The organism is Pelovirga sp. (assembly GCF_059864205.1).
In genome coordinates this window covers 1-21,452 of the sequence record NZ_JCBCBS010000074.1, presented here as the reverse complement: position 1 = coordinate 21,452, position 21,452 = coordinate 1, and the positions used below count along the sequence as shown (strand labels likewise).

Genomic DNA, 21,452 nt, shown 5'->3' with positions numbered 1-21,452 from the left:
ATTTGTATTTGTGTCAATTGGTAAAATTGAATCAAGGGAGTCGTTGTGATTCTTGGTGTTACAGGTAATATCGCCTCGGGCAAAAGTTCGGTCTGCCGTGAACTGGCGCGTCGCGGGGCACAAGTGGTGGACGCCGATCAGTTGGCGCGTGAGGTGGTGGCGCCCGGCAGCCCGGTGCTGGAGCAACTGGTTGCTGCCTTTGGTGAGGATATACTCAAGGCTGACGGCAGTCTGGATCGTCAGTGTCTGGGTGACCTGATCTTTTCTGATCCGTCAGCGCGCGAACGCTTAAACGCCATTATCCATCCGGCGATTGCCGCATTATCAGCGCAGCGCCTGCAAAAGCTGCGTGATAGCGCCCCACTGGTTATTTATGAAGCGCCACTGCTCTATGAGGTGGGTGCCGAAACGCGGGTCGATAAGGTGCTGCTGGTGACCATCGACCCTGAGGTGCAACTGGCCCGCCTGATGGAGCGGGATGGTTTAGATGTTAGGAGTGCGCAGCAACGAATCGCAGCCCAAATGCCGCAGGAGCAGAAAATTGCCCGCGCTGATTACCTGGTTGATAACTCCTCCGGTCGCGCAGAAACCATTGCTCAGATTGAAAAACTCTGGCCATTATTGATGGGGGAGTTGCTGAATTCCTGATTCATGAATTCAAGGCAGCGTTGCAAAACATCATCGAGTTCGGGGTTTTCTGCGGTGGTGAGAACATGAGGAACATTATTGCCGTAAGTATGAAGTATTTTATGTGGGGTGCCGAGGCGCTCATAGAGCTTGAGGGCGGTGCCGGGAGCAATGGTCGCGTCGCCAGTGGAAGTCAGCACCAGCGTCGGTGTTTTGATCTGCGGCAGTATGCGGGGTATGTCCCGTAGTAGACGATTAATCTGGCTAATCGCCTTTAACGGGCGCAGGCTGTAGTAAAAATCCCTCTCGGACTGGTCGACAACACTCTTCTGATAAGGAAAAAAAAAGCTTAAAAAGCCGGCAAAAGGAGCAAGGTGATGACGCAATTGCAGAAAAGGGGAAAATAGCAGCAGTTTGTGCAGCGGTCGTTGTGAGGCCAGGGTCAGGGTAACCAGAGCGCCAGTACTTAAGCCGCCGACGCTGACGTTCATGCCACGGTCAGCGAGTTCGTCAAATGCGGCGCAGGCTGTTGTTACCCACTCGGCCGCCTTGCGCTTTTTCAGATCGTCAGGGCTGGTGCCGTGGCCGGGGAGCCGCACTCCGGCAACGGTATAGCGGTGATTATAAAGTGCTGTGGCGACCGGAAAGATCGATCTCGGGGTCGCGCCGAAACCGTGAATCAATACGACCGCTTGACCATTGGGTTGTTCCGGCGTCAGTAGAAAGGGAAAATTCTCGGGATGAATAACCCCTTCAGTCCGGGCGCGTTCCCGTTCTTCCTCAATCCAGCTCATAGTGTTTACCCGCAAATTTTTCTCACAAAAAAGGCCCCTGCTGCTAAGGGGCCTTCAATCTACTGTTGCTGGAACAAATCAGCCCGGGAAGCCGAGGCGGGTCGACAGCTCTCTGGCAGATTCAAGTACCAGCGGGGTCAGTTCACTTTGAATCCGCTCGTTGGAAACCCTCATGGTTGGACCGGAGATACTGATGGCACCAACGATGCGCCGGGTATAATCGCGGATAGGGGCAGCCAGACAGCGAACACTTTGATCAAGTTCCTCATCGTCAAGGGCGTAGCCCTGTTCGCGGATTTGCTGCAGTTCTTTGCGCATGGCTTCAGGACTGCTGATGGTGGTCGAAGTGTGTTGAACGTAGTCGATCTGCGGTAACAGGTCGTCGAGTTCCTCGTCGGTCATAAAGGCCAGGTGGACTTTGCCGGCAGCAGTACAATAGGCCGGTAGCCGCGAACCTACGCGAGAAACAACGCGAACAGTCAGGTTGGTCTCGACCACATCCAGATAGACAACGTGACGATCCTTATAGATGACAACGTAGGACGTTTCGTTGCTTTGCTCAACCATCCGTTCGAGAATCGGTTTGGCCTGACGCAACAACCCCATCTGCCTGATAAAGGTCTGCCCCAGTTCAAGCGCCTTGAGACCGAGACGATAGTTTTCCGTCGCCTTGTTCTGTTCAATATAACCCCGCGACTCAAGGGTGGCGAGCAGGCGAAAGACGTTATTTTTGTGGAGCTTAAGGCGCTTGCTCAGCTCTGTTACGCCAAGTTCATCCACGTCTTCATGAAACTGCTCAAGCAGATCCAGGGCATGGGAAACTGCCTGGATAATATATTCTGACTTGTCCTTTTTGACCATAGCTTCAACACCCCTATTTTTTCTGTTATGACTGTATAAAACGGCCCGGAGATTCTAGACCCGTACTGGAAACCTGTCAACGACTATCGGATCGTACATAAAAATACCATCGCTGTGAACCGAAAGTATAGAATGGTGTTTTACTTTTGTCTACAGAGAAGATTGGCTCATGGCGATTAATGGACAGATTTCATCAATTCTGCCAGCACGCTGGTCGCATAACTTCCCTTGGGAAGAGCAAATTCCAGGGTCAGACTGTCCGTTGTGGCACTGACAATTTTTGCTAGCTCCAGTGGTATCCGGAGCGGACGGCGCTCTCCCGGCATGGCCAGTCCGGGTGCCGGCTTCCAGCTGTCCAAGGTCAGGTCCGCAGCTTTGAGCAGCTCTGTTTCCGCTGCGCCCGGCTCGCCGGTCGCGATCATCACTTTGTGGCCGAACAGTGGCGCCGTCGGGCTGATCTCAAAGGTGTCGGCGCGCGGTTGTTCCAGCTCTGCTGATGCAACCAGAAAACAGGCGCCATTGACGTGTTTGTAGGCAATATCTCCGTCTTTGAGTTTTCCCAGTGTCGCAATCCGTGCATCCAGCAACTGATCAAAATAACGTGATTGCAAAGCCGATAAAAAAAAACGCAGACGTTGCTTTGGTAACCCATAAACAGCCTGCTTGTGAGATTTCCCCCGCAGCAGGTCACGTAACAGTCGTTGTTCGAGGCGCATAGCGCCGGGCAACTCTTTAAGCGCCTGTTCGAGTAGTCCGTGGCGGTAGGCCAATGCCGCTTTTTTCCAGCCTGGGTGATTGATTTTTTGTGGGTCGCCGAGCAGTTCCCGGCAGAATTCTTCATTGTCACCAAGTAGCAGCAGCTGTCCCAGTATCGCAGAGTTGCCCAAGACACCGTAACGTTGCTCGCCAAAACGATTGGGAACTCCGCATCGATGCAGCTTCGCAAGAATGGCTTCAGCCCGTGGTGCCGCGTTGGGTTTAACCTGGCCTACACGGATGGAGAAACGGTTACCGGCCAGATGGCCGAGGCGCAGTTTGTTGGTGTGGCGTTGAACATCAAGGATACGGGCATTGTTCAGATGAAGATGTTCCAGTTCCGGCTGTTTTGTCGCCGGGATGCTGAGCCACTGGCGAGTTAGGGCGCGACTGTCTTTCAGGCCGGCATAACCGATGTCGTTTTCCTTGAGTTGTAGCCCTCGTGCTAAGCGACTGATGAGCTCAGAGGTGCTGATCCCGCTTTTTTCGATCCACAGATACAGATGCTCGCCGCTGCCACAGCAAGGGTAAAGGGGTATTTCTTCAACCTCAAAATCTGTCGGAGTTTCTTTGTAGCTGCCACCAATACCGGGCAGATCGGCGGTGGCAAACTTCATGCGTCCTCCTGTGGCCAGGGGATGCGAAACCCTTTACTGATCGTTGGCGGTGCGATGGTCAGTCCTGCTTTTTTGATATAACGACTGAGGTAAATGGGCTGATGCAGATCGAGGAAGCGGCGCATATATTTGGAGACCGGATAATCTCCCAGATCGTTGGTGTAAGGGGTGCTGTTCAGGTTATCCAGGCGCGGGTCGTTATTGAGCAGCTCTGCTACTTCTTCGCCATAGTCGGTGAAATCGGTAGAGAAATTAAAAATGCCGTTGTCCTCCAGGCTATAAAGGGCGAGATCAATAAATTCGCTATTGACCAGGCGGCGTTTGCGATGGCGCTTTTTCGGCCAGGGATCGGGGCAATTGATGTAAAGCGCCCGCAGGCTATTGCCACCAAGATAATGGTACAGCAGGTAGCGGGCCTCCATGCGCATGACGCGGATGTTATCCAGTCCGGAATCTTCAACACGAGAACAGGTCGAGCGGCATCCCTGATTGAAAATATCGATGGCGAGAAAATTGTGTTCAGGTCGTTTGGCGGCTATCTGGACAATGAAATCGCCGATGCCGCAGCCGATTTCCAGTTCCAGCGGGCGCTGGTGAGGAAACAGGGCAGCACAGCTACCCCGCTTTTTCAGGGTTGCTTCCGCTACAAATACCGCTGAGTTGATCAGAATCATTCGCTGGGACATGGGATCTATTCTTTGTTAGCGCAGGTTGTAGAGATAGTTGCTGAGTTTATCGATTTCTTCAGCGGACAAGGTGGTATAGGTCAGCATTGACCGGCTTGCATCGCTGCCCGGATGGGCCACCAGGAACTTTGCGATTTCCGCGGTGGTTAAGCGCGTGCCAACCTCGGTCAGATCTGTTGCCGTCGATCCACCATATCCCAGGATGCGATGGCAACCGCGGCAGCCGAGGGCTTCGACCAACTGGATCGCCGAACCATCGGCGGCTGGAGGTGAGGAGGCGCTGACCAGGGCAGCAAAGGTCAGGGCGCTGCCCACAATGAGCAGTATACAAACGGTTAAAGAATGTTTCATGGGAGTCGTCCTTGGACATTTTAGGGACAACTGTACCTGTAGAGTAACGGCAATGCAACGGGAATTGCGGACGCCGATGTGGCGGTAAAAGGTTGCATTCACCGCAGGTGACGATTAATCTTTAGCGCGAAGACCGACGAAGCGGTTAACTAGTTTGAGGTTATGATGGAAATTCCCTTATCCCGACGTACTGCCCAGATCAAGCCTTTTCTTGCCATGGAATTGATGGAACGGGCTAATGTTTTGCAGGCTCAGGGACGCGATGTGATTTACCTGTGTCTCGGTGAACCCGATTTTCCGACACCGGCTGCTGTGGTTGCCGCTGCTGCTACGGCATTGGCGGAGAACGCAACCTCGTACACCCATTCCCTTGGTCTGCTCGAATTAAGGGAGCAGATCTGCCGGCACTACCTTCAGGTCTATGGTGTCGATATTGTGCCGGAACAGGTGATGGTGTCGGCCGGCACCAGTCCGCTGCTGCTGCTGCTTTTTTCAGTTTTGCTGGAGGAAGGGGATGAATTGATTTTCAGTGATCCCGGCTACGCCTGTTACCCAAGTTTTGTCCGTTTTGCCGGTGGGGTGCCGGTAGCGGTACAGACTGCAGCGAAAAATGGTTTTCAGCCACGGGTTGACGAGGTTCGATCAGTGTTATCGGAGCGTAGCCGAGGCTTGCTCATCAACTCCCCCTCGAATCCGGCCGGATCCACCTTGTCGCCACGGGATCTGGCCGAACTGGCGGAACTACCGATACCGATTATTTCTGATGAGATCTATCACGGTCTGACCTATGCTGGTGAAGAGCAGAGTATCCTCCAGCATACCCAGGAGGCTTTTGTCCTTGGTGGCTTCTCCAAGGCCTATGCCATGACCGGTTGGCGCCTGGGGTATCTGATTGCGCCACTGGCAGTTATGCGCCGCCTGCAGATCCTTCATCAGAACTTTATGATCTGCGCCAATCACTTCGTTCAGCGCGCCGGCATCGTGGCTCTCCGCGATTGTCAGGCCGAGGTTGCAGCGATGCGTGCTGTCTATAATCAGCGCCGCATCAAGCTGATTCAAGGTTTACGCCGCCTTGACTTCGGCGTGCATTTCGAGCCACAGGGGGCTTTCTACGTGCTCGCCGATGCCCGTCACATCGATGGTGATTCGCAACGGCTGGCTCTTGATATTCTCGAACAGACCGGGGTCGCTGTGACTCCGGGAGTTGACTTTGGTGCCGGCGCCGAAGGTTTCTTGCGCTTTTCCTATACCCGTCCGCAAGAGGACCTTGACCAGGCTCTGGAGCGAATTGCATTGTACCTGAAGCGGCGGGGTTGCCTGCCGGCCTGAACACGAAAGGACAGCTGTTATGCTGATTGTCATGCATCCTCATGCAACAAAAGAACAGATCGATGCGGTTGTTGCTGCCGTTAAGACCATGGGATTGATTGCCGAACCGATTCCCGGGAGCTTGCGCACGGCCATAGGCGTGCTGGGCAATCAGGGATATGTTGATGATTCCTCTATCCGCAATCTGTCCGGGGTGCGCGAGACCATCCATGTCAGCAAGCCCTACAAGCTTGCTTCGCGCGATTTTCACCCCCAGGCAACAATTGTCGATGTTGGCGGGGTGCGCTTTGGCAACGGTCAGAGGCCGGTGATGATTGCCGGCCCCTGCTCCATTGAGAGTGAAGAGCAGATGCAGGCGGCGGCGGCGGCGGTGAAGGCCGGCGGTGGCCAGATATTGCGCGGTGGCGCTTTTAAACCCCGCACCGGCCCCCATTCGTTCCAGGGGTTGGGGGTGGATGGCCTGGCATTGCTGCAGCGTGCCGGTCAGGCGCAGGGGTTGCCGGTGGTGACCGAGGTGATGCGCATTGAACAGCTTGATGCGGTTATGCGCCATGCCGACATGATCCAGATCGGTGCCCGTAATATGCAGAATTTCGATCTGCTCAAAGAGGTCGGCAAGTGTGGCCACCCGGTTCTGCTCAAGCGTGGAATGAGCGCGACCCTGGAGGAGTTTCTGGCGGCGGCGGAGTATATTCTGGCTGAAGGGAATCCCAGGGTGGTGCTGTGCGAACGCGGTATCCGCACCTTTGAACGGGCTACCCGTAATACCCTCGATTTGTCGGTTGTTCCCCTGATCAAGGAGCTCAGTCATCTGCCGATTATCGTTGACCCCAGCCATGCTACCGGCAAGCGCTCCCTGGTTGCGGTCATGACCCGTGCCGCTTTGGCAGCCGGTGCCGACGGCATCATGGTCGAGGTTCATCCTGATCCGGCCAGGGCACTGTGTGACGGTGCCCAGAGTCTGTCCGGTCCCGAGTTTTGTGATCTGATGGAGAGCGTCCGCAAGCTGCTCGGGTTTCTTGGTTTTGCGACTAACTGATATGCCATTGATGAACCCGGGCTGCTCATCAGCAGCGGATATGTGAGGCGATGACAAGTTTGCTGGCGGATATTGCCGTTAATGCGCCGGTGCGCAACCTGTTCAGCTACCGGGTGCCGCCAGCGCTGGCTGACAAGCTGGCGGTCGGAGCACGGGTGCAGGCCCCCTTCGGACGGCGCGCCATCATCGGTGTTGCAGTGCGTCTTTATCAGGGCGATGGCAGCGAGCTCAAGGAGTTGCGGGATTGCCTTGATGAGTCTCCTCTACTCGATGACCAACTGCTGCGCCTGTTGCGCTGGGCTGCTGACTATTATCACTATCCCTATGGTCAGGTGATAAAAAACGCCCTGCCCGGTGGCTTGATGAGAAGCAGCGGTCAGACCGAAATTGCCACTGAACACCGGTATCGGCGGATCAATAGTGACATCCGGCCTGCGGGACGGCGGCAACAGCAGATTCTCAGCTGGATTGAACAGCAGGGTGGTGCCGGCGTCAGTCAGATCCGCACAGCATTTCCCTCCCCGACCGCCGTGTTGAAACGCCTGGTGGAACTCGGTTGCCTGGAACAGCGTGCCGGTGAGCGTTTGCGTGATCCTTTTTTGCTTGAACCGATTCCCCAGGATAAACAGCTGACCCTCAATGATTTTCAGCGTCAGGCCCTCGAACAGATTACCGCAGCGTTGAGCGCCCGGCGGTTCCAACCCTTCCTGCTGCATGGCGTGACCGGCAGCGGGAAAACCGAAGTCTACTTGCGCTCTGTTGCCGAATGTCTGCAACAGGGGCGCCAGGCGTTGATTCTGGTGCCTGAGATTTCGTTGACCCCACAGCTGGTATCACGTTTTCGTGCCCGTTTTGAGCCCCTCGGGGAGCAGATTGCCACCCTTCATAGCGGTCTGTCTGCCGGTGAACGTTACGATGCCTGGCGCGCCATTACGCGTGGGCAGGTTAATATTGTCATCGGCGCGCGGTCGGCGATTTTTGCCCCCTTGCCACAGCTTGGCCTGATCATTGTTGATGAAGAACACGACGCCAGTTACAAGCAGGGAGAAGGTTTCCGCTATCATGCCCGTGACCTGGCGCTGGTGCGTGGACAGCAACAGCAATGCCCGGTGGTTCTCGGCAGCGCGACGCCCTCATTGGCCAGCTATTATCGCTGCGAGCAGGACAACTGCACCCTGTTGCCTTTGCCCGAGCGGGTACATGCCGGTGCCCTGCCGGCGGTTGAACTAGTCGATCTGCGCAGCGAAACGCTGCGCGGGGTCCTGGCAGAATCCTTGATCGCCGCTATCACGACCGCACTGGAACAGCGCCAACAGGTGCTGCTGTTGCTCAATCGTCGTGGCTTTGCCCCCTTTTTGCTCTGTACCGACTGTGGCACCAGTTTTCACTGCCCCAACTGTGAAATTACCTTGACCTATCATCAACGCCAGCGCCGCATGATCTGTCATTATTGCGACTATCAGGATCAGGTTCCGGAAGTCTGCCCGGCGTGTCGCGGAGAACGGATCATCCCGCAGGGAGCAGGGACCGAACGTCTTGAGGAGGACCTGGCGGAGTTGTTCCCTGCGGCACGAATTGCCCGCATGGATCGCGATACCACGCGCACCAAGGGCAGCCACCAGCGCATTGTTAACGGGATGATGACAGCAGAGGTCGATATCCTGGTGGGTACCCAGATGATTGCCAAGGGGCACGACTTTCCCAATGTCGCGCTGGTCGGCGTTCTTGGGGCCGACAGTCTGCTGAACCTGCCCGACTTTCGTTCCGCTGAGCGCAGCTTTGCCCTGCTGACCCAGGTTGCCGGGCGTGCTGGACGGGCCGTTGGTGGTGGCAAGGTATTTATTCAGACCTATCACCCCGAGCATTTTTCCCTGACCTGTGCTGCCGCTCAGGATGTTGAGGACTTTTACCTGCAGGAGCTCCCTTTTCGGCGTGAACTGGGTTACCCTCCTTGCGGTCACCTGGTTAATCTGATCTTTTCCGGTAATAATGGCGATCAGGTCAACAGTAGCGCGACCAAATTGGCTCGTCATCTGCAGTCGGTTGCCGGTGATGTCGAAATTCTTGGGCCGAGTCCATGTCCCTTGACCCGCCTGCGCGGCAAATACCGTTACCAGATTCTGCTCAAATCCCCCTCACGCCCCCCTTTACGGCGCATGTTGGTCGCTGTAGACAGCGCCGCCACTGAATTGCCGCGGCAGGTTTCGATCCATATTGATATTGATCCCCTGGATATGTTCTGATAGCAGCTTGTTGGTGCTTGTCTGTTTGCTCCCCTGACAGTAGTTAGAGGTTGTGGTATGTGTTTTCGTGCTTTGCTGATCGCAGGTCTGTTCCTGGTATTGATTGCCGGTTGTGCCAAAAGGCCGCCAGTCGATATTGAACCGCCGGTCGTTGAACCCCCAGTCTTTGAAGTGCCGGCACTGACGCCGGTCGAGTGGGAACATCTTGACGGTTGGCAGGATGATTATCCGTTGCCGGCGCTGGAGGCCTTTCGTAACAGCTGCGTGTCCCTGAAATGGCGTGATCAATGGCGCGAAGTTTGCTCTCTGGCCGCTCAGCTCGATGTGGTTGACGTGCTGACGGTGCGCCATTTTTTTGAGCAATATTTTACCCCCCATCAGGTACGTAACCTCGATGGCAGCACCAGCGGCCTGATGACCGGCTATTATGGGCCCGAGTTGCTGGGCAGTCGCGTATCGACGGAGGAATATCGCTATCCACTGTATCGGCAACCCGATGATATGCTGATTATCGCCCTCGATTCGGTCTATCCTGAACTTGGCAATTACCGTTTGCGTGGGCGCCTGGAAGGCAACCGCGTGGTTCCCTATTTTGACCGTGAACAGATTGATTTCGGCGAAGACCCGTTGGTTGGCCATGAACTCTTCTGGGTCAAAGATCCAGTTGATCTGTTTTTTCTGCATATTCAGGGCTCCGGCAGTGTACGTCTGCCCGATGGCGAGCGGGTGATTGTTAATTATGCCAACCAGAATGGCCACCCTTATCGCTCCATCGGCCGCTTGCTTCTTGATCGCAACGAAATGACCCGTGACCAGATGTCGATGCAGAATATTAGGCGCTGGGTTGCCAACAACCCCGAGGCGGGGCAGAAACTGCTGGCGGAAAATCCCAGCTATGTGTTTTTCCGGGAACTGCCGGCCGGCACGATTTCTCCGCCGGGTGCTATGGGGGTGCCTCTGACCCCGTTACGCAGTCTGGCGGTTGATCCGCGTACCATTCCGCTGGGGGCGCCGGTTTTTTTGTCGACCATTTTCCCCGGCACCGAAGATCAGCCCTTGCGCCAACTGATGGTTGCCCAGGATACTGGTGGGGCGATCAAGGGGCGGGTGCGTGGCGATTTCTTCTGGGGGATGGGCAACGAAGCCGGAGAATTCGCCGGGCGGATGCGTCATCCGGGAGAGCTTTGGGTGCTCTTGCCGCGAACGTTGGAGAATCCTCAAGTCAAATGATAGTCAAAATGTAACTATTCACTGCTGACCTTGCGCAGGGTCGGGGCTCCTGTGGCAAGGGTGTTTGTCGCCATGGATGGCGACAACAAGCGGTCATGGATGACGAAAAGCGTCCCTTGAAATAGGATCCCCGAGCCGGTGCTGAACAGATACGTCAAAATATTTGAACTCAGGAACTGACTGGAGCAGATTGATGACGGAACAACCTAAACATGTTCTGGTGACCAGCGGATTAGTCCGTAACGATGAGGGTCAGTTACTGCTGGTCAAGCATCGTCTGCGGGGGTGGGAGCTGCCCCAGGGGCGGGTGGAAGAAGGGGAGGGGCTGGTTTTCGCCTTGAGTCGCGAAATTCTTGAAGAAACCGGGGTGACCGTGAGTCATGCGCGGCTGGCGGTTATCTGGTCGAAGGTGAGTCATCCTGCCGCTGTTATTTTCTGTTTTGTTGCCCGCTATGCTTCCGGTAGCCTGCAGCCGAGTGACGAGACCCCTGAGGTCATCTGGTGCAGCGATGCCGACGCAAAACGGCTGGTGAGCCATCCGGTCAACCGCGATCGGATGGCATCAGTCTTTACTTATGCCGGCACCCTGAGATTACATAGCTATGCGACGGGACCCTATCGGGTTTTGAGCTGATAGATTGCTTTACCTGACAGGCTTGCGAAAGGAGTCAGCTGGTTATGAATGACGATAAACCAAAGACATCATCACAACATGTGCAGGAAATCGAGAATCAGGAATGGCGGGAGTCCCTCGATTATGTGCTTAAGGAGCATGGGCCTGAGCGAGTGCAGCAGCTTCTGCGCCAATTACAGATTCGTGCCCAGGAACAGGGGGTCAGTGTTCCTTTTACCGCCAACACGCCCTATATCAACAGTATTCCCCGCGCCCAGCAGCCGATTCATCCGGGCAATCAGGAGCTGGAGCGGAGAATCAAGTCGATTGTGCGCTGGAATGCCATGGCCATGGTGGTGCGCGCCAACCGCGAATCAAGTGGCATCGGTGGCCATATATCAACCTACGCCTCGGCGGCGACCCTGTGGGAGGTGGGTTTTAACCATTTCTGGCGCGGGCGCACCGACGATTTTATCGGCGACATGGTTTACTTTCAGGGGCATGCCGCACCGGGGGTCTACGCCCGGGCCTTTTTAGAGGGGCGCTTAAGTGAAGATGACCTGAAGAATTTCCGTCGGGAGCTGGACCCGAAGGGTGGTCTGTCGTCTTATCCTCATCCTTTTCTGATGCCTGATTTTTGGGAGTTCCCTACCGTTTCCATGGGGTTGACCGCCTTAAGTGCGATCTATCAGGCGCGCTTTAATCATTATCTGGTTGACCGCGGGCTGCGCAAGTCAAGCGGGCGCAAAGTCTGGGCCATGCTTGGTGATGGTGAAATGGATGAGCCGGAATCTTTAGGTGCCATCACCCTGGCGTCACGGGAAAAGCTCGACAATCTGATCTTTGTCGTCAACTGCAATCTGCAGCGTCTTGATGGGCCGGTACGTGGCAACGGCAAGATCATGCAGGAACTGGAAGCGGCCTTCCGCGGTGCCGGCTGGAACGTTCTCAAGGTTGTCTGGGGGGGAGATTGGGATCCTTTGCTGGAGGCAGACCGCTCCGGTAAGCTGGTCAAACGTATGGACGAAGTTCTTGATGGCGAGATGCAGCGCTATACAGCCACCAACGGCGCCCATGTACGCAACGATTTCTTTGGTCGTTACCCCGAGCTGCTGGAGCTGGTGAAGGATTTCACCGACGAGCAGCTCGGTGCTTTAAGAAGGGGAGGCCACGATCCGGTCAAGGTGCATGCAGCCTACAAGGCGGCGGTGGAGCACAAGGGTTCGCCAACAGTGATTCTCGCTCAAACGATTAAGGGCTATGGTTTGGGTGAGGCAGGAGAAGGGAAGAACATCACCCATTCCCAGAAAAAACTCAACGAGGATGAGCTCAAGGAATTTCGTACCCGGTTCAATATCCCGATCAGTGATGATCAGATCGCCGCTGCGCCCTTCTACAAACCGGCGGATGACAGCCCGGAGATGCAGTATCTTAAACAACGGCGTAAAGAACTTGGTGGATCCCTGCCGAAGCGTTTTTCCGGCAGTCAGCCGATGGCCTGTCAGACTGACTGGCTGGTACAGGAGTACCTCGGCGGTTCAGGTGAGCGTGAGTTGGCAACCACCATGGCATTTGTCCATCTGCTGGCCAAATTGTTGCGGGATGATGAGATCGGCAAGTTGATTGTTCCTATCGTGCCGGACGAGGCACGGACCTTCGGCATGGAGGGGCTGTTCCGGCAGGCGGGGATTTACAGTCATGCCGGCCAGCTCTATGAGCCGATCGACAAGGGTAGTTTGCTGTTCTACAACGAAAAAAAGACCGGCTCCATTCTTGAAGAGGGGTTAAGTGAAGCCGGTTCCATGGCTAGCTTTATCGCCGCCGGTAGCGCTTATTCCAATAATCAGGTGCAGACCATCCCCTTCTATACCTTCTACTCCATGTTCGGGTTCCAACGCGTTGGCGACCTGATCTGGCAAGCCTGTGATAGCCGGGCCCGCGGTTTTCTCATCGGTGCGACCGCTGGCCGTACTACCCTGGCCGGCGAGGGGCTGCAGCATCAGGATGGTCACAGCCAGGTGCTGGCCCTGACGCCGACCAAGATCAAGGCCTATGATCCGGCCTTTGCCTACGAACTGGCCCTGATAATTCAGGATGGCCTGACCCGCATGTATTGCCATCAGGAGGATCTGATCTACTACCTGACGGTCACCAACGAAACCTACCAGATGCCTGCCATGCCAAAGGAAAAGGGGGTGCGCGAGGGAGTGCTCAAGGGGCTCTACCGGTTCCGTGGGACCGGACTCAAAGGACAACAGGCCCGGGTTCACCTGTTCGGTAGCGGCGCGATTCTGAACGAGGTGATCAAGGCGCAGACATTGCTGGAGGAAAACTACGATGTGGCCGCCGATGTCTGGAGTGTGACCAGCTACAAAGAGTTGTATCAGGATGCCATCGAGGTTGAACGCTGGAATCTGCTGCATCCAGGCAAGAAACCGCGTAAACCCTACCTTGCCCAGGTGCTGGAGAAAGAGGAGGGGATCTTTGTTGCTGCCTCCGATTATATGAAGGTGCTGCCGGCCGTTCTGGCCAAGTGGCTGCCCGGACCTATCCATTGTCTTGGGACCGACGGATTCGGTCGCAGTGACAGTCGTGAGCGCCTGCGTGACTTCTTTGAGGTTGATCAGCGTTATATCGCCCTGGCGGCGCTGTACCAGTTGGCGGAACAGGAAGGCGGCTCGATGAAAACGGTGCAGCAGGCTCTCAAGGATTTCAATATTGATCCCGATAAATTAAACCCGCATCAGGACTAGAGGATAGGTTATGGCGATTGAAATAGTTGTCCCGCAAGTCTCCGATGGTGTTACCTCCGGAACGGTAATTTCTCTGGCGGTGGCGGTCGGTGATGAGGTGACGGAAGATCAGACCCTGCTGGAACTTGAAACGGATAAAGCGGTCGTGGCGATCCCGTCGCCACAGGCCGGAAAAATCAGCGAGATCCGGGTTGCGGAAGGCGACCAGGCCGAGGTCGGTGCGGTGATCATGTTGTTGGAAGCTGCCGGTAAAGAAGAAAAAACGCCTGAGGTTGATCGTGAAAATGATGAGCCGCAGAAAGACGTCGCTGCACAACCAGCCACTGCGCAGCGTCCGAAACCGTCTTCTTCCACTGATGAAGAAGAACAAGCAGCCGACCAGCCTCCTCTCGATCTGACAACGCGGCGTAGCGCCGATCTGGTGGCCCCGGCGGCACCCTCGGTGCGACGCATTGCGCGCGAACTGGGGGTTGATATTTATCAGGTGCAGGGCTCCGGTCCCGGTGGGCGGGTCAGTGAAAAGGATGTCCGCGAGTTTGTCCGCACAACCATGGAGCAGGTGACTGGTGGGGTTGCGGTCAGTACCGGTGAATTCCGTGGTCTTCATGCCCAGCGCCTGCTGCCCGATTTCAGTCAATGGGGCAAAATAGAACGCAAACCCCTGTCACGGGTGCGCCAGGTGACCGCTGATGCCATGGGCTATGCCTGGTCGACTATTCCGATGGTGACCCAGTATGACCGGGCGGCTGTGGGTGCGCTGGAATCCTATCGGCAGGAGTACAACAAGACCCATCCCGATCAAAAATTGACCATGACCGCTATCCTGCTGAAAATCTGTGCGGTGGCGTTAAAGCGCTTTCCACAATTTAACAGCAGCCTCGACCTGGCAGCGCGCGAATTGATCTACAAAGACTATGTGCACATCGGTGTCGCGGTTGATACCCCCGGTGGCTTGCTGGTACCGGTTGTGCGTGATGCGGACAGCAAGGGGATTGTTGCTCTGGCGGCCGAGCTTAACGAACTGGCGGAAAAAACCCGTGAGCGCAAAATCAGTCCGGTGGAGCTGGAAGGGGGCACCTTTACCATCAGTAACCTCGGCGGAATAGGAGGTAGCGCCTTTACCCCGATTGTCTACGCACCCCAGGTGGCGATCCTCGGCGTGTCGCGTACCGAAACCCGGCCGGTCTGGAACGGTCAGGAGTTTGTACCGCAGCAGATGATGCCCTTGAGTTTGAGTTACGATCACCGGGTGATTGACGGTGCTGATGGTGCGCGCTTTCTGCGCTGGATTTGCGAGGCGCTGGAACAGCCGCTTAACCTGGTGATGTGAGGAAATTGTTGGTGGGCGGGTGTGGCATCGGGACTCCCATGCCAAGGGACGCGATTGTTCCCCGTAGGGTCGTCCATGACCGCTTGACTGTCGCCGTCCATGGCGACAGTCACCCTTGGCACGGGAGCCCCGACACCACACCGAGGTAAAGTGGTGGAAACTCCATTAAGCTAACATTCATGGAAAGATAGAGAGTTTTTTATGAGTATTGATGTAGTAGTGCCGCAGGTTTCGGATGGTGTGACATCGGGTACGGTAATTTCCGTGGCGGTCAGTGTTGGTGATCAGGTTGAAGCGGATCAGACCCTGATCGAGCTGGAAACAGACAAGGCGGTGGTGGCAATTCCTTCGCCATCAGCAGGTCGTGTCCGTGATCTCAAGGTCGCGCAAGGAGATACGGTAGAGGTGGGGGCGGTAATTGCCGTGCTGGAGGAATCAGCAGCGGGCATTTCAGCAGTTAAAACTGATAAATCACAAGAGGCTGCTGCGGACGAAAAGCTTGAAGAGACTGACCGCGATGAAGCAGAAAAGCAACCATCTGGCGCGAAGCCTGCCGCACATTCAAAAGTGCCGGGCAAGGACCTGGTCGTTATCGGTGCCGGTCCCGGTGGTTACCATGCAGCTTTTAAGGCGGCGGAGTTAGGGCTCTCGGTAACCTTGATCGATCCCGAGGAAAATCCCGGCGGGGTCTGTCTGCACCGCGGCTGCATCCCTTCTAAAGCACTGTTGCATGTTGCCAAACTGATTACCGAAACACAGGAGTCAGCAGCTATCGGCATCACATTTTCCAGACCGAAGATCGATGTCGACCGGGTCCGCGCATGGAAAAATGAAGTGGTCGAAAAGCTGACCGGTGGTCTGGGGGCAAAGGTCGAGAAGCAGAAATTGACCTATATCAGAGGGACGGCACGATTCCAGGATGCTCACCATCTCGAAGTAACGGATATGAACGGCAAAACCAGCGAGCTTGAATTTTCTCAGGCGCTTCTGGCGACCGGGTCGCGGCCGATCATGCTCCCCGGTATTGCCGCAGGCAGTCAACGGATTATCGATTCGACCGGAGCCTTGAATCTGGTCGATGTCCCTGGTTCCCTCCTGGTGGTTGGTGGTGGTTACATCGGTCTTGAGCTTGGCAGTGCCTATGCGGCGCTGGGGAGCAAGGTCACCGTAGTGGAGATGACCGATGGTCTGCTCCCCGGTTGTGATCGCGATCTGGTGTCCTTGTTGAAACGGCGGTTGGATAAAACGTTCGAAGAGATTCTGCTGAAAACCAAGGTTGTTGAATTGAAAGAACAGAAAAATGCGGTCGCTGTTACCCTGGAGGATAAAAAAGGGCAGTCGACTAGCCGGCGCTTCGACAAGGTCCTGATCGCCATTGGGCGTAAACCCAACACCGAACAGCTGGGTTTGGAAAAGACTCAGATTAAAAAGAATGAAAAAGGTTTTATTGACGTTGATGGTCAGCAGCGCACTGCTGAATCCCATATTTTTGCCATCGGCGATATCGCCGGTGAACCGATGCTTGCCCATAAGGCCTATGCTGAAGCCGAGGTTGCTGCAGAGGTTGCCGCCGGTGGCATGGCAGTCTACGAGCCGCGGGCGATTCCGGCGGTGGTTTTTACCGATCCGGAAATCGCCTGGTGCGGTTTGACCGAAACGCAAGCGCGCGAGCGGAAGATCAAGGTCAAAACCGCCAAACTGCCGTGGCGTGGTAATGGGCGCTGCCTGACCCTGGGGCGTGATGACGGACTGACCAAGTTGATCGTTGACCCTGATACTGATCGGATTCTGGGTGTCGCCGTCGCCGGACCGGGTGCCGGTGAGTTGATCGCGGAAGGGGTGCTGGCGATGGAGATGGCGGCGCTTTCGGAAGATCTGCGCAAGACCATTCACCCTCATCCGACCCTGTCAGAAACGCTCTATGATGCAGCGAGGATGCTGTTTAAGGGGGAATCGACTTCCCGCTAGCAGGCGAAATGATGGGAGTCAGCTTGTGAGCAGACTCAGGGTTTCCTGGGCGGCAGCTTCAAGGACCTGAGCGTGAGCCGCAAAGTCGAGAACGGTAATCCGTTCGCGGATGGTGCGGGCATTACGGGCGGCCAGAAGAAATTCTTCTTCCGTCAGGCGCAGTTCCGTCAAGGTAAATCCGGCGCCTACGCGTCGGAACAGGTCGACAAAAAACTCCGGTGAACGTACTCCGGCAAAGAGTTGTTGTAACGCCGGCCACTGTTGGGGGAGTAAATCATCGAACTGCAGCAGGGCTTTGCGCTTGTTGTTGAATTGCTGCTCAATTTCAGCCCGGTAACTGCCCCAGATAGCAGCAATGCGTCCGGCATCGGCGGCAAATATCTGCGCCGCCCGACGCGGCAGTTCCGACCCTTTAAGCTTTGCCAGGCGGCGGTAGCAAGCGGCAGACAGCAGAATGCCCGCACCCACCTGCAGACCATGGGTCGCGTTCTTGTTCCCACCCTGGAGGTCGCTGTGAATCGGACAAGTCAGATCGAGATTCTGCGAAGTGGCCGGCAGTTTGACCTGCTGGTGATCGGCGGTGGCGCCACTGGTACCGGTATTGCTCTGGATGCCGCTTGCCGGGGTTTGAACGTTGCCCTGGTGGAAAAGAACGATTTCTCTGAAGGAACCAGCAGTCGCAGTACCAAGCTGGTTCATGGGGGGGTGCGCTATCTGGAGATGGCGGTCAAAAAACTTGATCGCGTGCAATACAACCTGGTCCGTGATGGTCTGCGTGAGCGGGGGCTGCTATTGAAAAACGCCCGCCATCTGTCCAACCGCCTGGCATTGGTGACCCCCTTATATCGCTGGATCGACATCCCCTATATTTTCAGCGGGCTGAAACTGTATGACATACTTGCGGGGCGACAGAATATTGGTCACAGTCGTCTGCTCAGTCGCAAGGAAGCTCTGCGGCGGTTCCCCGCTCTTAAGGCTGAGGGGCTGAAAGCCGGCGTCCTTTATTATGACGGCCAGTTTCATGATGCGCGGATGGCGTTGACCCTGGCATTGACTGCTGCCCGGCAGGGGGCGGTGGTGACCAACCACCTGGGAGTGACCGGGATGGTCAAAGATAAAGGCAAGATCTGCGGCGCTGAGGTGACCGATGTTCTGAGCGGTGCTGCCTGGACGATCTCGGCCCGTGGCGTGATCAACGCCGGCGGTCCCTTTATTGACAGCATCCGTCAGCTCGATGATCCGGCTGTCGCACCCATGCTCAAGGTCAGCAGCGGTATTCATCTGATTCTCGACAAGCGCTTCGCACCGCCGGATACCGGGTTGATGATTCCGGCCACAGAGGACGGTCGGGTGCTCTTTATCCTCCCCTGGGAAGGGCATGCCCTGGTGGGAACAACCGATGAGCCGGCCGAGTTGTCTGAGCATCCGCCGGCGACGGATCGGGAAATCGATTATCTATTGCGCCATGTCGGTCGTTATTTTAACCTGAAAGTCGGTCGTGACGATATCAAGGCGGTATGGTCCGGTCTGCGCCCCCTGATTTCCGACCCTGAAACCGCAGACACCGCCCACCTGGCACGGGATTATGTTCTGGCCAAAAGTTCTTCCGGTTTGCTGACAATCGCCGGAGGTAAGTGGACCACCTATCGTAAAATGGCTCAGGATACCGTCGATCATGCCCTGAAGATGTTTATGCTGAAGGCACCGCAACCACAATGTCGAACCGAACATTTGCCGTTGATCGGCAGTGCCGATTATGATGAGCAGGGGGGAGCAAATAGATTAATGTCCGACTTTGGTTGTGACGCTGATATCGCAGCATATCTCCACCGGAATTACGGTGATCAGGCCGATCAGGTCGCGGTAATGGCTGCGGAACAGGGCTTTGCGCGATTGGCGGCGGGGCATCCGGCTCTTGAAGCCGAAGTCGTTTATGCGGCCCGCTGCGAGTTTGCGGTACGGGCTATTGATGTCCTTGCACGGCGGACTCCGCTGGCACTGCTCGATCGCCGTGCCGCTGTCGCAGCCATGCCGCGTGTTCTTGAGTTGCTGGCGGCCGAATTAGGCTGGAGTCACCAGCGCTACGCTGAAGAACAGGCCTTGACTCGACAGCGTCTGGAAGAGGCTCTTTAGCAACGGCTGACACTCCGACCTATACTCCGCGGTTACTCTGTCTGCCAGCCGCCGCCCAGGGTTTTGAACAGGGTGGTGGCGGCATTGAGGCGGTCACGGGTCGCTTCCGTCAGGGCCAGCTCGGCGCCCAGCAGCTGGCGCTGGGCGTCAAGAACCTCGATAAAACTGCTGTACCCCTCCTGATAGCGTAACTCAACCAGCTCCAGGGTCTTTTGCGCCGCTTCCTGCTGGCGGCGCAGGGCGGTCTCGCGCTCAGCAATAGTACTCGTCAACAGAAGTGCATCGCGTACTTCGCGAAAGGCGGTCTGGACGGTGATCCGATAGCTGGTCTCAGCCTGATCGCGCAAGGATTTGACCGTTTCGACGCGGGCACGGTTGCGGCCGAAATCGACCAGAGGTCCGAGAATCGCTCCGCTGATCCCCCAGGTTTCGGTCGAGCTCTTGAGCAGATCGTCAATATCACCGGCGACACTGCCAAGAAACAGGGCCAGATTAAACCGTGGCAGGCGCTCAGCCATGGTTACTCCCAATTGGGCATTGGCCGCCATCAGGGTGGCCTCGGTCGCACGGATATCGGGGCGGCGTTCAAGCAGCTCTGAAGGGAGAAAGTCCGGGAGGGCTGGTTGCGGGGTTAACTGATCCAGCCGGCTATCACCAAAGTCGAGGGTTCCCATCAGTTCTGCCGGACTCATGCCGGTTAATACTGCCAGAGCACTCTCCAGACGGGTTACCTGCTCCTGACGCAGGGGGATCAACGCCCTCACCGCCTCCCATTCCGAGCGGGCCTGCTGCAGTCCTAGTTGGTCAATGATCCCGCCATCATAGCGGATTTGCTGTAATTCCAGGCTGTCTCGGCGCAGGCCCAGGGTGTGTTCGGTGATACGCAGCTGTTCCTGGGCTGCCCGCAGGTTGGTGTAGGTGCTGATCAGATCGCTGATCAGTTGCAGTTGGACGGCAGCGTGACTGTATTGTGAGGCTTCGAACTGGGCCAGGGCGCTTTCACGGCTACGCGCCAGCCGCCCCCAGATGTCGACCTCGTAACTGAGCATGCCGGTGAGGGAAAAACTGTTGTTGATCGCTCCGGCAGAGACGGCGGCGGACTGCTGACTGCGTGCCGCTTCGGCTTGACCATCAAGGCTCGGCATCCGTTGTGCGGCGGCAAATCCCAGCCGCGCATGGCTTTCACGGATGCGCTCCAGTTGCAGGCGCAGGCTGAGATTGTCACTGAGAGCGCGCTCAATCAGCTGGGTCAAGAGCGGATCCTGGTAATAGTTCCACCAGTCGTCTTCAATCTCTGAGATGTGATGGTCAGCACTGGTTTCAGCCTGTTGCCATTGATCAGGCAGATCAACATCCGGGCGTTGATAATCGGGTCCGATGCTGCAACCACCGAGCAGCAGTGCACAAAGGGTAACTGACAGGATCAGAGTTTTCATGGATTGGCGGCCTTTCGTTTATTCAGGCGGTCCCGCCGCCGGGTCGCAATATCTTCAAGCAGTTTGTAAAACAAGGGAACAAAAAACAGCGCCAGTGAGCTGGCAGCGACCATGCCACCGACCACCACCGTGCCGATTTCCTGGCGACTGGCAGCACCGGCACCGCTAGCAAAGACCAGGGGGAGGGTACCGATGATGAAGGTCAAGGCGGTCATCATGATCGCCCGGAAACGTTGTCTGGCTGCTTCGGTAGCGGCTTCCAGGGAGCTCATGCCGGCGCGGCGATTCTGGGCGGCGAATTCAACAATGAGAATCGCATTTTTCGCCGCCAGGCCAATCAGCACTAGCAGACCGACCTGAAAATAAATATCACTCGGGAAACCGCGGGTCCAGGCTGCCAGAGCCGCACCTAAAACGGCAAAGGGGATGGCCGAGGCGACAGCCATGGGCAGGGTCCAGCGTTCGTATTGGGCAGCGAGAATCAGAAACACCATCAGCAGTCCCAATCCGAACGCTGCGGCACCGGTGCCGGCTGCGGCATCGAGTTGATAGGCTTCGCCGATCCAGCCCAGCACTGTATTGTCGCGGCCAAGACTGTTAGCAACCTCTTCCATGGCAAATTTAGCCTGGCCACTGGTGAACCCCGGTGCCGGATCGGCGAGAAGTTTTGCTGAGGTGTAGAGGTT

The 21,452-nt window shown here is 56.3% G+C and carries 19 protein-coding genes; 10 read left to right on the top strand and 9 right to left on the bottom strand.

Annotation, left to right across the window (positions count from 1 at the left end; translation table 11 throughout):
• Nucleotides 1-45: 45 nt before the first annotated feature.
• The gene (gene coaE / locus AC6F7T_RS04245; RefSeq protein ID WP_500716752.1) at nucleotides 46-648 is read left to right on the top strand and encodes a dephospho-CoA kinase; all 603 of its coding nucleotides are present in this window, start codon (nucleotides 46-48) and stop codon (nucleotides 646-648) included.
• Here the strand turns inward: coaE and AC6F7T_RS04240 are convergent.
• The 5 genes from AC6F7T_RS04240 to AC6F7T_RS04220 form a co-directional block, all read right to left on the bottom strand.
• Nucleotides 597-1,421 carry an alpha/beta fold hydrolase gene (locus AC6F7T_RS04240; RefSeq protein ID WP_500716751.1) on the bottom strand — a complete coding sequence of 275 codons (825 nt, stop codon included), beginning with the start codon at nucleotides 1,419-1,421 and terminating at the stop codon, nucleotides 597-599. The two genes, coaE and AC6F7T_RS04240, sit on opposite strands and share 52 nt — an antisense overlap.
• Before the next feature lie 78 nt (nucleotides 1,422-1,499).
• Entirely contained in the window at nucleotides 1,500-2,282 is a 783-nt protein-coding gene (locus AC6F7T_RS04235; RefSeq protein ID WP_500716750.1) for an IclR family transcriptional regulator domain-containing protein, read from the bottom strand.
• Between the two features lie 176 nt (nucleotides 2,283-2,458).
• Nucleotides 2,459-3,655 (bottom strand): tRNA pseudouridine(13) synthase TruD, encoded by a 1,197-nt coding sequence (truD, locus tag AC6F7T_RS04230; RefSeq protein WP_500716749.1) that lies wholly within the window; start codon nucleotides 3,653-3,655, stop codon nucleotides 2,459-2,461.
• Nucleotides 3,652-4,341, bottom strand: coding sequence for a tRNA (guanosine(46)-N7)-methyltransferase TrmB (gene trmB, locus AC6F7T_RS04225; RefSeq protein ID WP_500716748.1), 690 nt, complete (start codon nucleotides 4,339-4,341; stop codon nucleotides 3,652-3,654). The genes truD and trmB overlap by 4 nt, the downstream gene beginning before the upstream one ends.
• A 15-nt stretch (nucleotides 4,342-4,356) precedes the next feature.
• A complete protein-coding gene (locus AC6F7T_RS04220) occupies nucleotides 4,357-4,692 on the bottom strand; it encodes a hypothetical protein (protein ID WP_500716747.1) in 336 nt (111 codons plus the stop codon).
• 162 nt (nucleotides 4,693-4,854) lie between these two features.
• Here AC6F7T_RS04220 and AC6F7T_RS04215 point away from each other — a divergent pair, with 162 nt between their 5' ends.
• The 4 genes from AC6F7T_RS04215 to mltA are packed head-to-tail and all read left to right on the top strand — an operon-like array spanning nucleotide 4,855 to nucleotide 10,533.
• The gene (locus tag AC6F7T_RS04215) at nucleotides 4,855-6,021 is read left to right on the top strand and encodes an aminotransferase class I/II-fold pyridoxal phosphate-dependent enzyme (RefSeq protein ID WP_500716746.1); all 1,167 of its coding nucleotides are present in this window, start codon (nucleotides 4,855-4,857) and stop codon (nucleotides 6,019-6,021) included.
• Nucleotides 6,022-6,040: 19 nt separating this feature from the next.
• On the top strand, nucleotides 6,041-7,060 hold the full coding sequence (gene aroF / locus AC6F7T_RS04210) for a 3-deoxy-7-phosphoheptulonate synthase (protein WP_500716745.1): 1,020 nt from the start codon (nucleotides 6,041-6,043) through the stop codon (nucleotides 7,058-7,060).
• A 50-nt stretch (nucleotides 7,061-7,110) separates the two neighbouring features.
• Nucleotides 7,111-9,303 (top strand): primosomal protein N', encoded by a 2,193-nt coding sequence (locus AC6F7T_RS04205; protein WP_500716744.1) that lies wholly within the window; start codon nucleotides 7,111-7,113, stop codon nucleotides 9,301-9,303.
• A gap of 57 nt (nucleotides 9,304-9,360) precedes the next feature.
• Nucleotides 9,361-10,533 (top strand): MltA domain-containing protein, encoded by a 1,173-nt coding sequence (gene mltA / locus AC6F7T_RS04200; protein ID WP_500716743.1) that lies wholly within the window; start codon nucleotides 9,361-9,363, stop codon nucleotides 10,531-10,533.
• A 14-nt stretch (nucleotides 10,534-10,547) separates the two neighbouring features.
• Here mltA and AC6F7T_RS04195 read toward each other — a convergent pair whose 3' ends face one another.
• On the bottom strand, nucleotides 10,548-10,691 hold the full coding sequence (locus tag AC6F7T_RS04195) for a hypothetical protein (RefSeq protein WP_500716742.1): 144 nt from the start codon (nucleotides 10,689-10,691) through the stop codon (nucleotides 10,548-10,550).
• Nucleotides 10,692-10,726: 35 nt separating this feature from the next.
• Here AC6F7T_RS04195 and AC6F7T_RS04190 point away from each other — a divergent pair, with 35 nt between their 5' ends.
• The 4 genes from AC6F7T_RS04190 to lpdA all read left to right on the top strand — a co-directional run bounded on the left by AC6F7T_RS04190 (nucleotide 10,727) and on the right by lpdA (nucleotide 17,197).
• Nucleotides 10,727-11,167, top strand: a complete 441-nt coding sequence (locus tag AC6F7T_RS04190) for an NUDIX domain-containing protein (RefSeq protein WP_500716741.1) — start codon at nucleotides 10,727-10,729, stop codon at nucleotides 11,165-11,167.
• A gap of 44 nt (nucleotides 11,168-11,211) precedes the next feature.
• On the top strand, nucleotides 11,212-13,899 hold the full coding sequence (gene aceE, locus AC6F7T_RS04185) for a pyruvate dehydrogenase (acetyl-transferring), homodimeric type (RefSeq protein WP_500716740.1): 2,688 nt from the start codon (nucleotides 11,212-11,214) through the stop codon (nucleotides 13,897-13,899).
• A gap of 10 nt (nucleotides 13,900-13,909) precedes the next feature.
• Entirely contained in the window at nucleotides 13,910-15,229 is a 1,320-nt protein-coding gene (locus AC6F7T_RS04180; protein WP_500716739.1) for a 2-oxo acid dehydrogenase subunit E2, read from the top strand.
• Between the two features lie 201 nt (nucleotides 15,230-15,430).
• A complete protein-coding gene (gene lpdA, locus AC6F7T_RS04175; protein ID WP_500716738.1) occupies nucleotides 15,431-17,197 on the top strand; it encodes a dihydrolipoyl dehydrogenase in 1,767 nt (588 codons plus the stop codon).
• A gap of 18 nt (nucleotides 17,198-17,215) precedes the next feature.
• Here the strand turns inward: lpdA and AC6F7T_RS04170 are convergent, their stop codons facing one another.
• Nucleotides 17,216-17,665 (bottom strand): hypothetical protein, encoded by a 450-nt coding sequence (locus AC6F7T_RS04170; RefSeq protein WP_500716737.1) that lies wholly within the window; start codon nucleotides 17,663-17,665, stop codon nucleotides 17,216-17,218.
• Nucleotides 17,666-17,710: 45 nt separating this feature from the next.
• On the opposite strand from AC6F7T_RS04170, the gene AC6F7T_RS04165 reads away from it, so the two are divergent.
• Nucleotides 17,711-19,330 (top strand): FAD-dependent oxidoreductase, encoded by a 1,620-nt coding sequence (locus tag AC6F7T_RS04165; protein ID WP_500716736.1) that lies wholly within the window; start codon nucleotides 17,711-17,713, stop codon nucleotides 19,328-19,330.
• 32 nt (nucleotides 19,331-19,362) lie between these two features.
• On the opposite strand, the gene AC6F7T_RS04160 is transcribed toward AC6F7T_RS04165, so the two are convergent.
• A complete protein-coding gene (locus AC6F7T_RS04160) occupies nucleotides 19,363-20,766 on the bottom strand; it encodes an efflux transporter outer membrane subunit (protein ID WP_500716735.1) in 1,404 nt (467 codons plus the stop codon).
• A partial coding sequence (locus AC6F7T_RS04155; RefSeq protein ID WP_500716734.1) for an efflux RND transporter permease subunit occupies nucleotides 20,763-21,452 on the bottom strand: 690 nt, incomplete at its 5' end. The genes AC6F7T_RS04160 and AC6F7T_RS04155, both read right to left, overlap by 4 nt.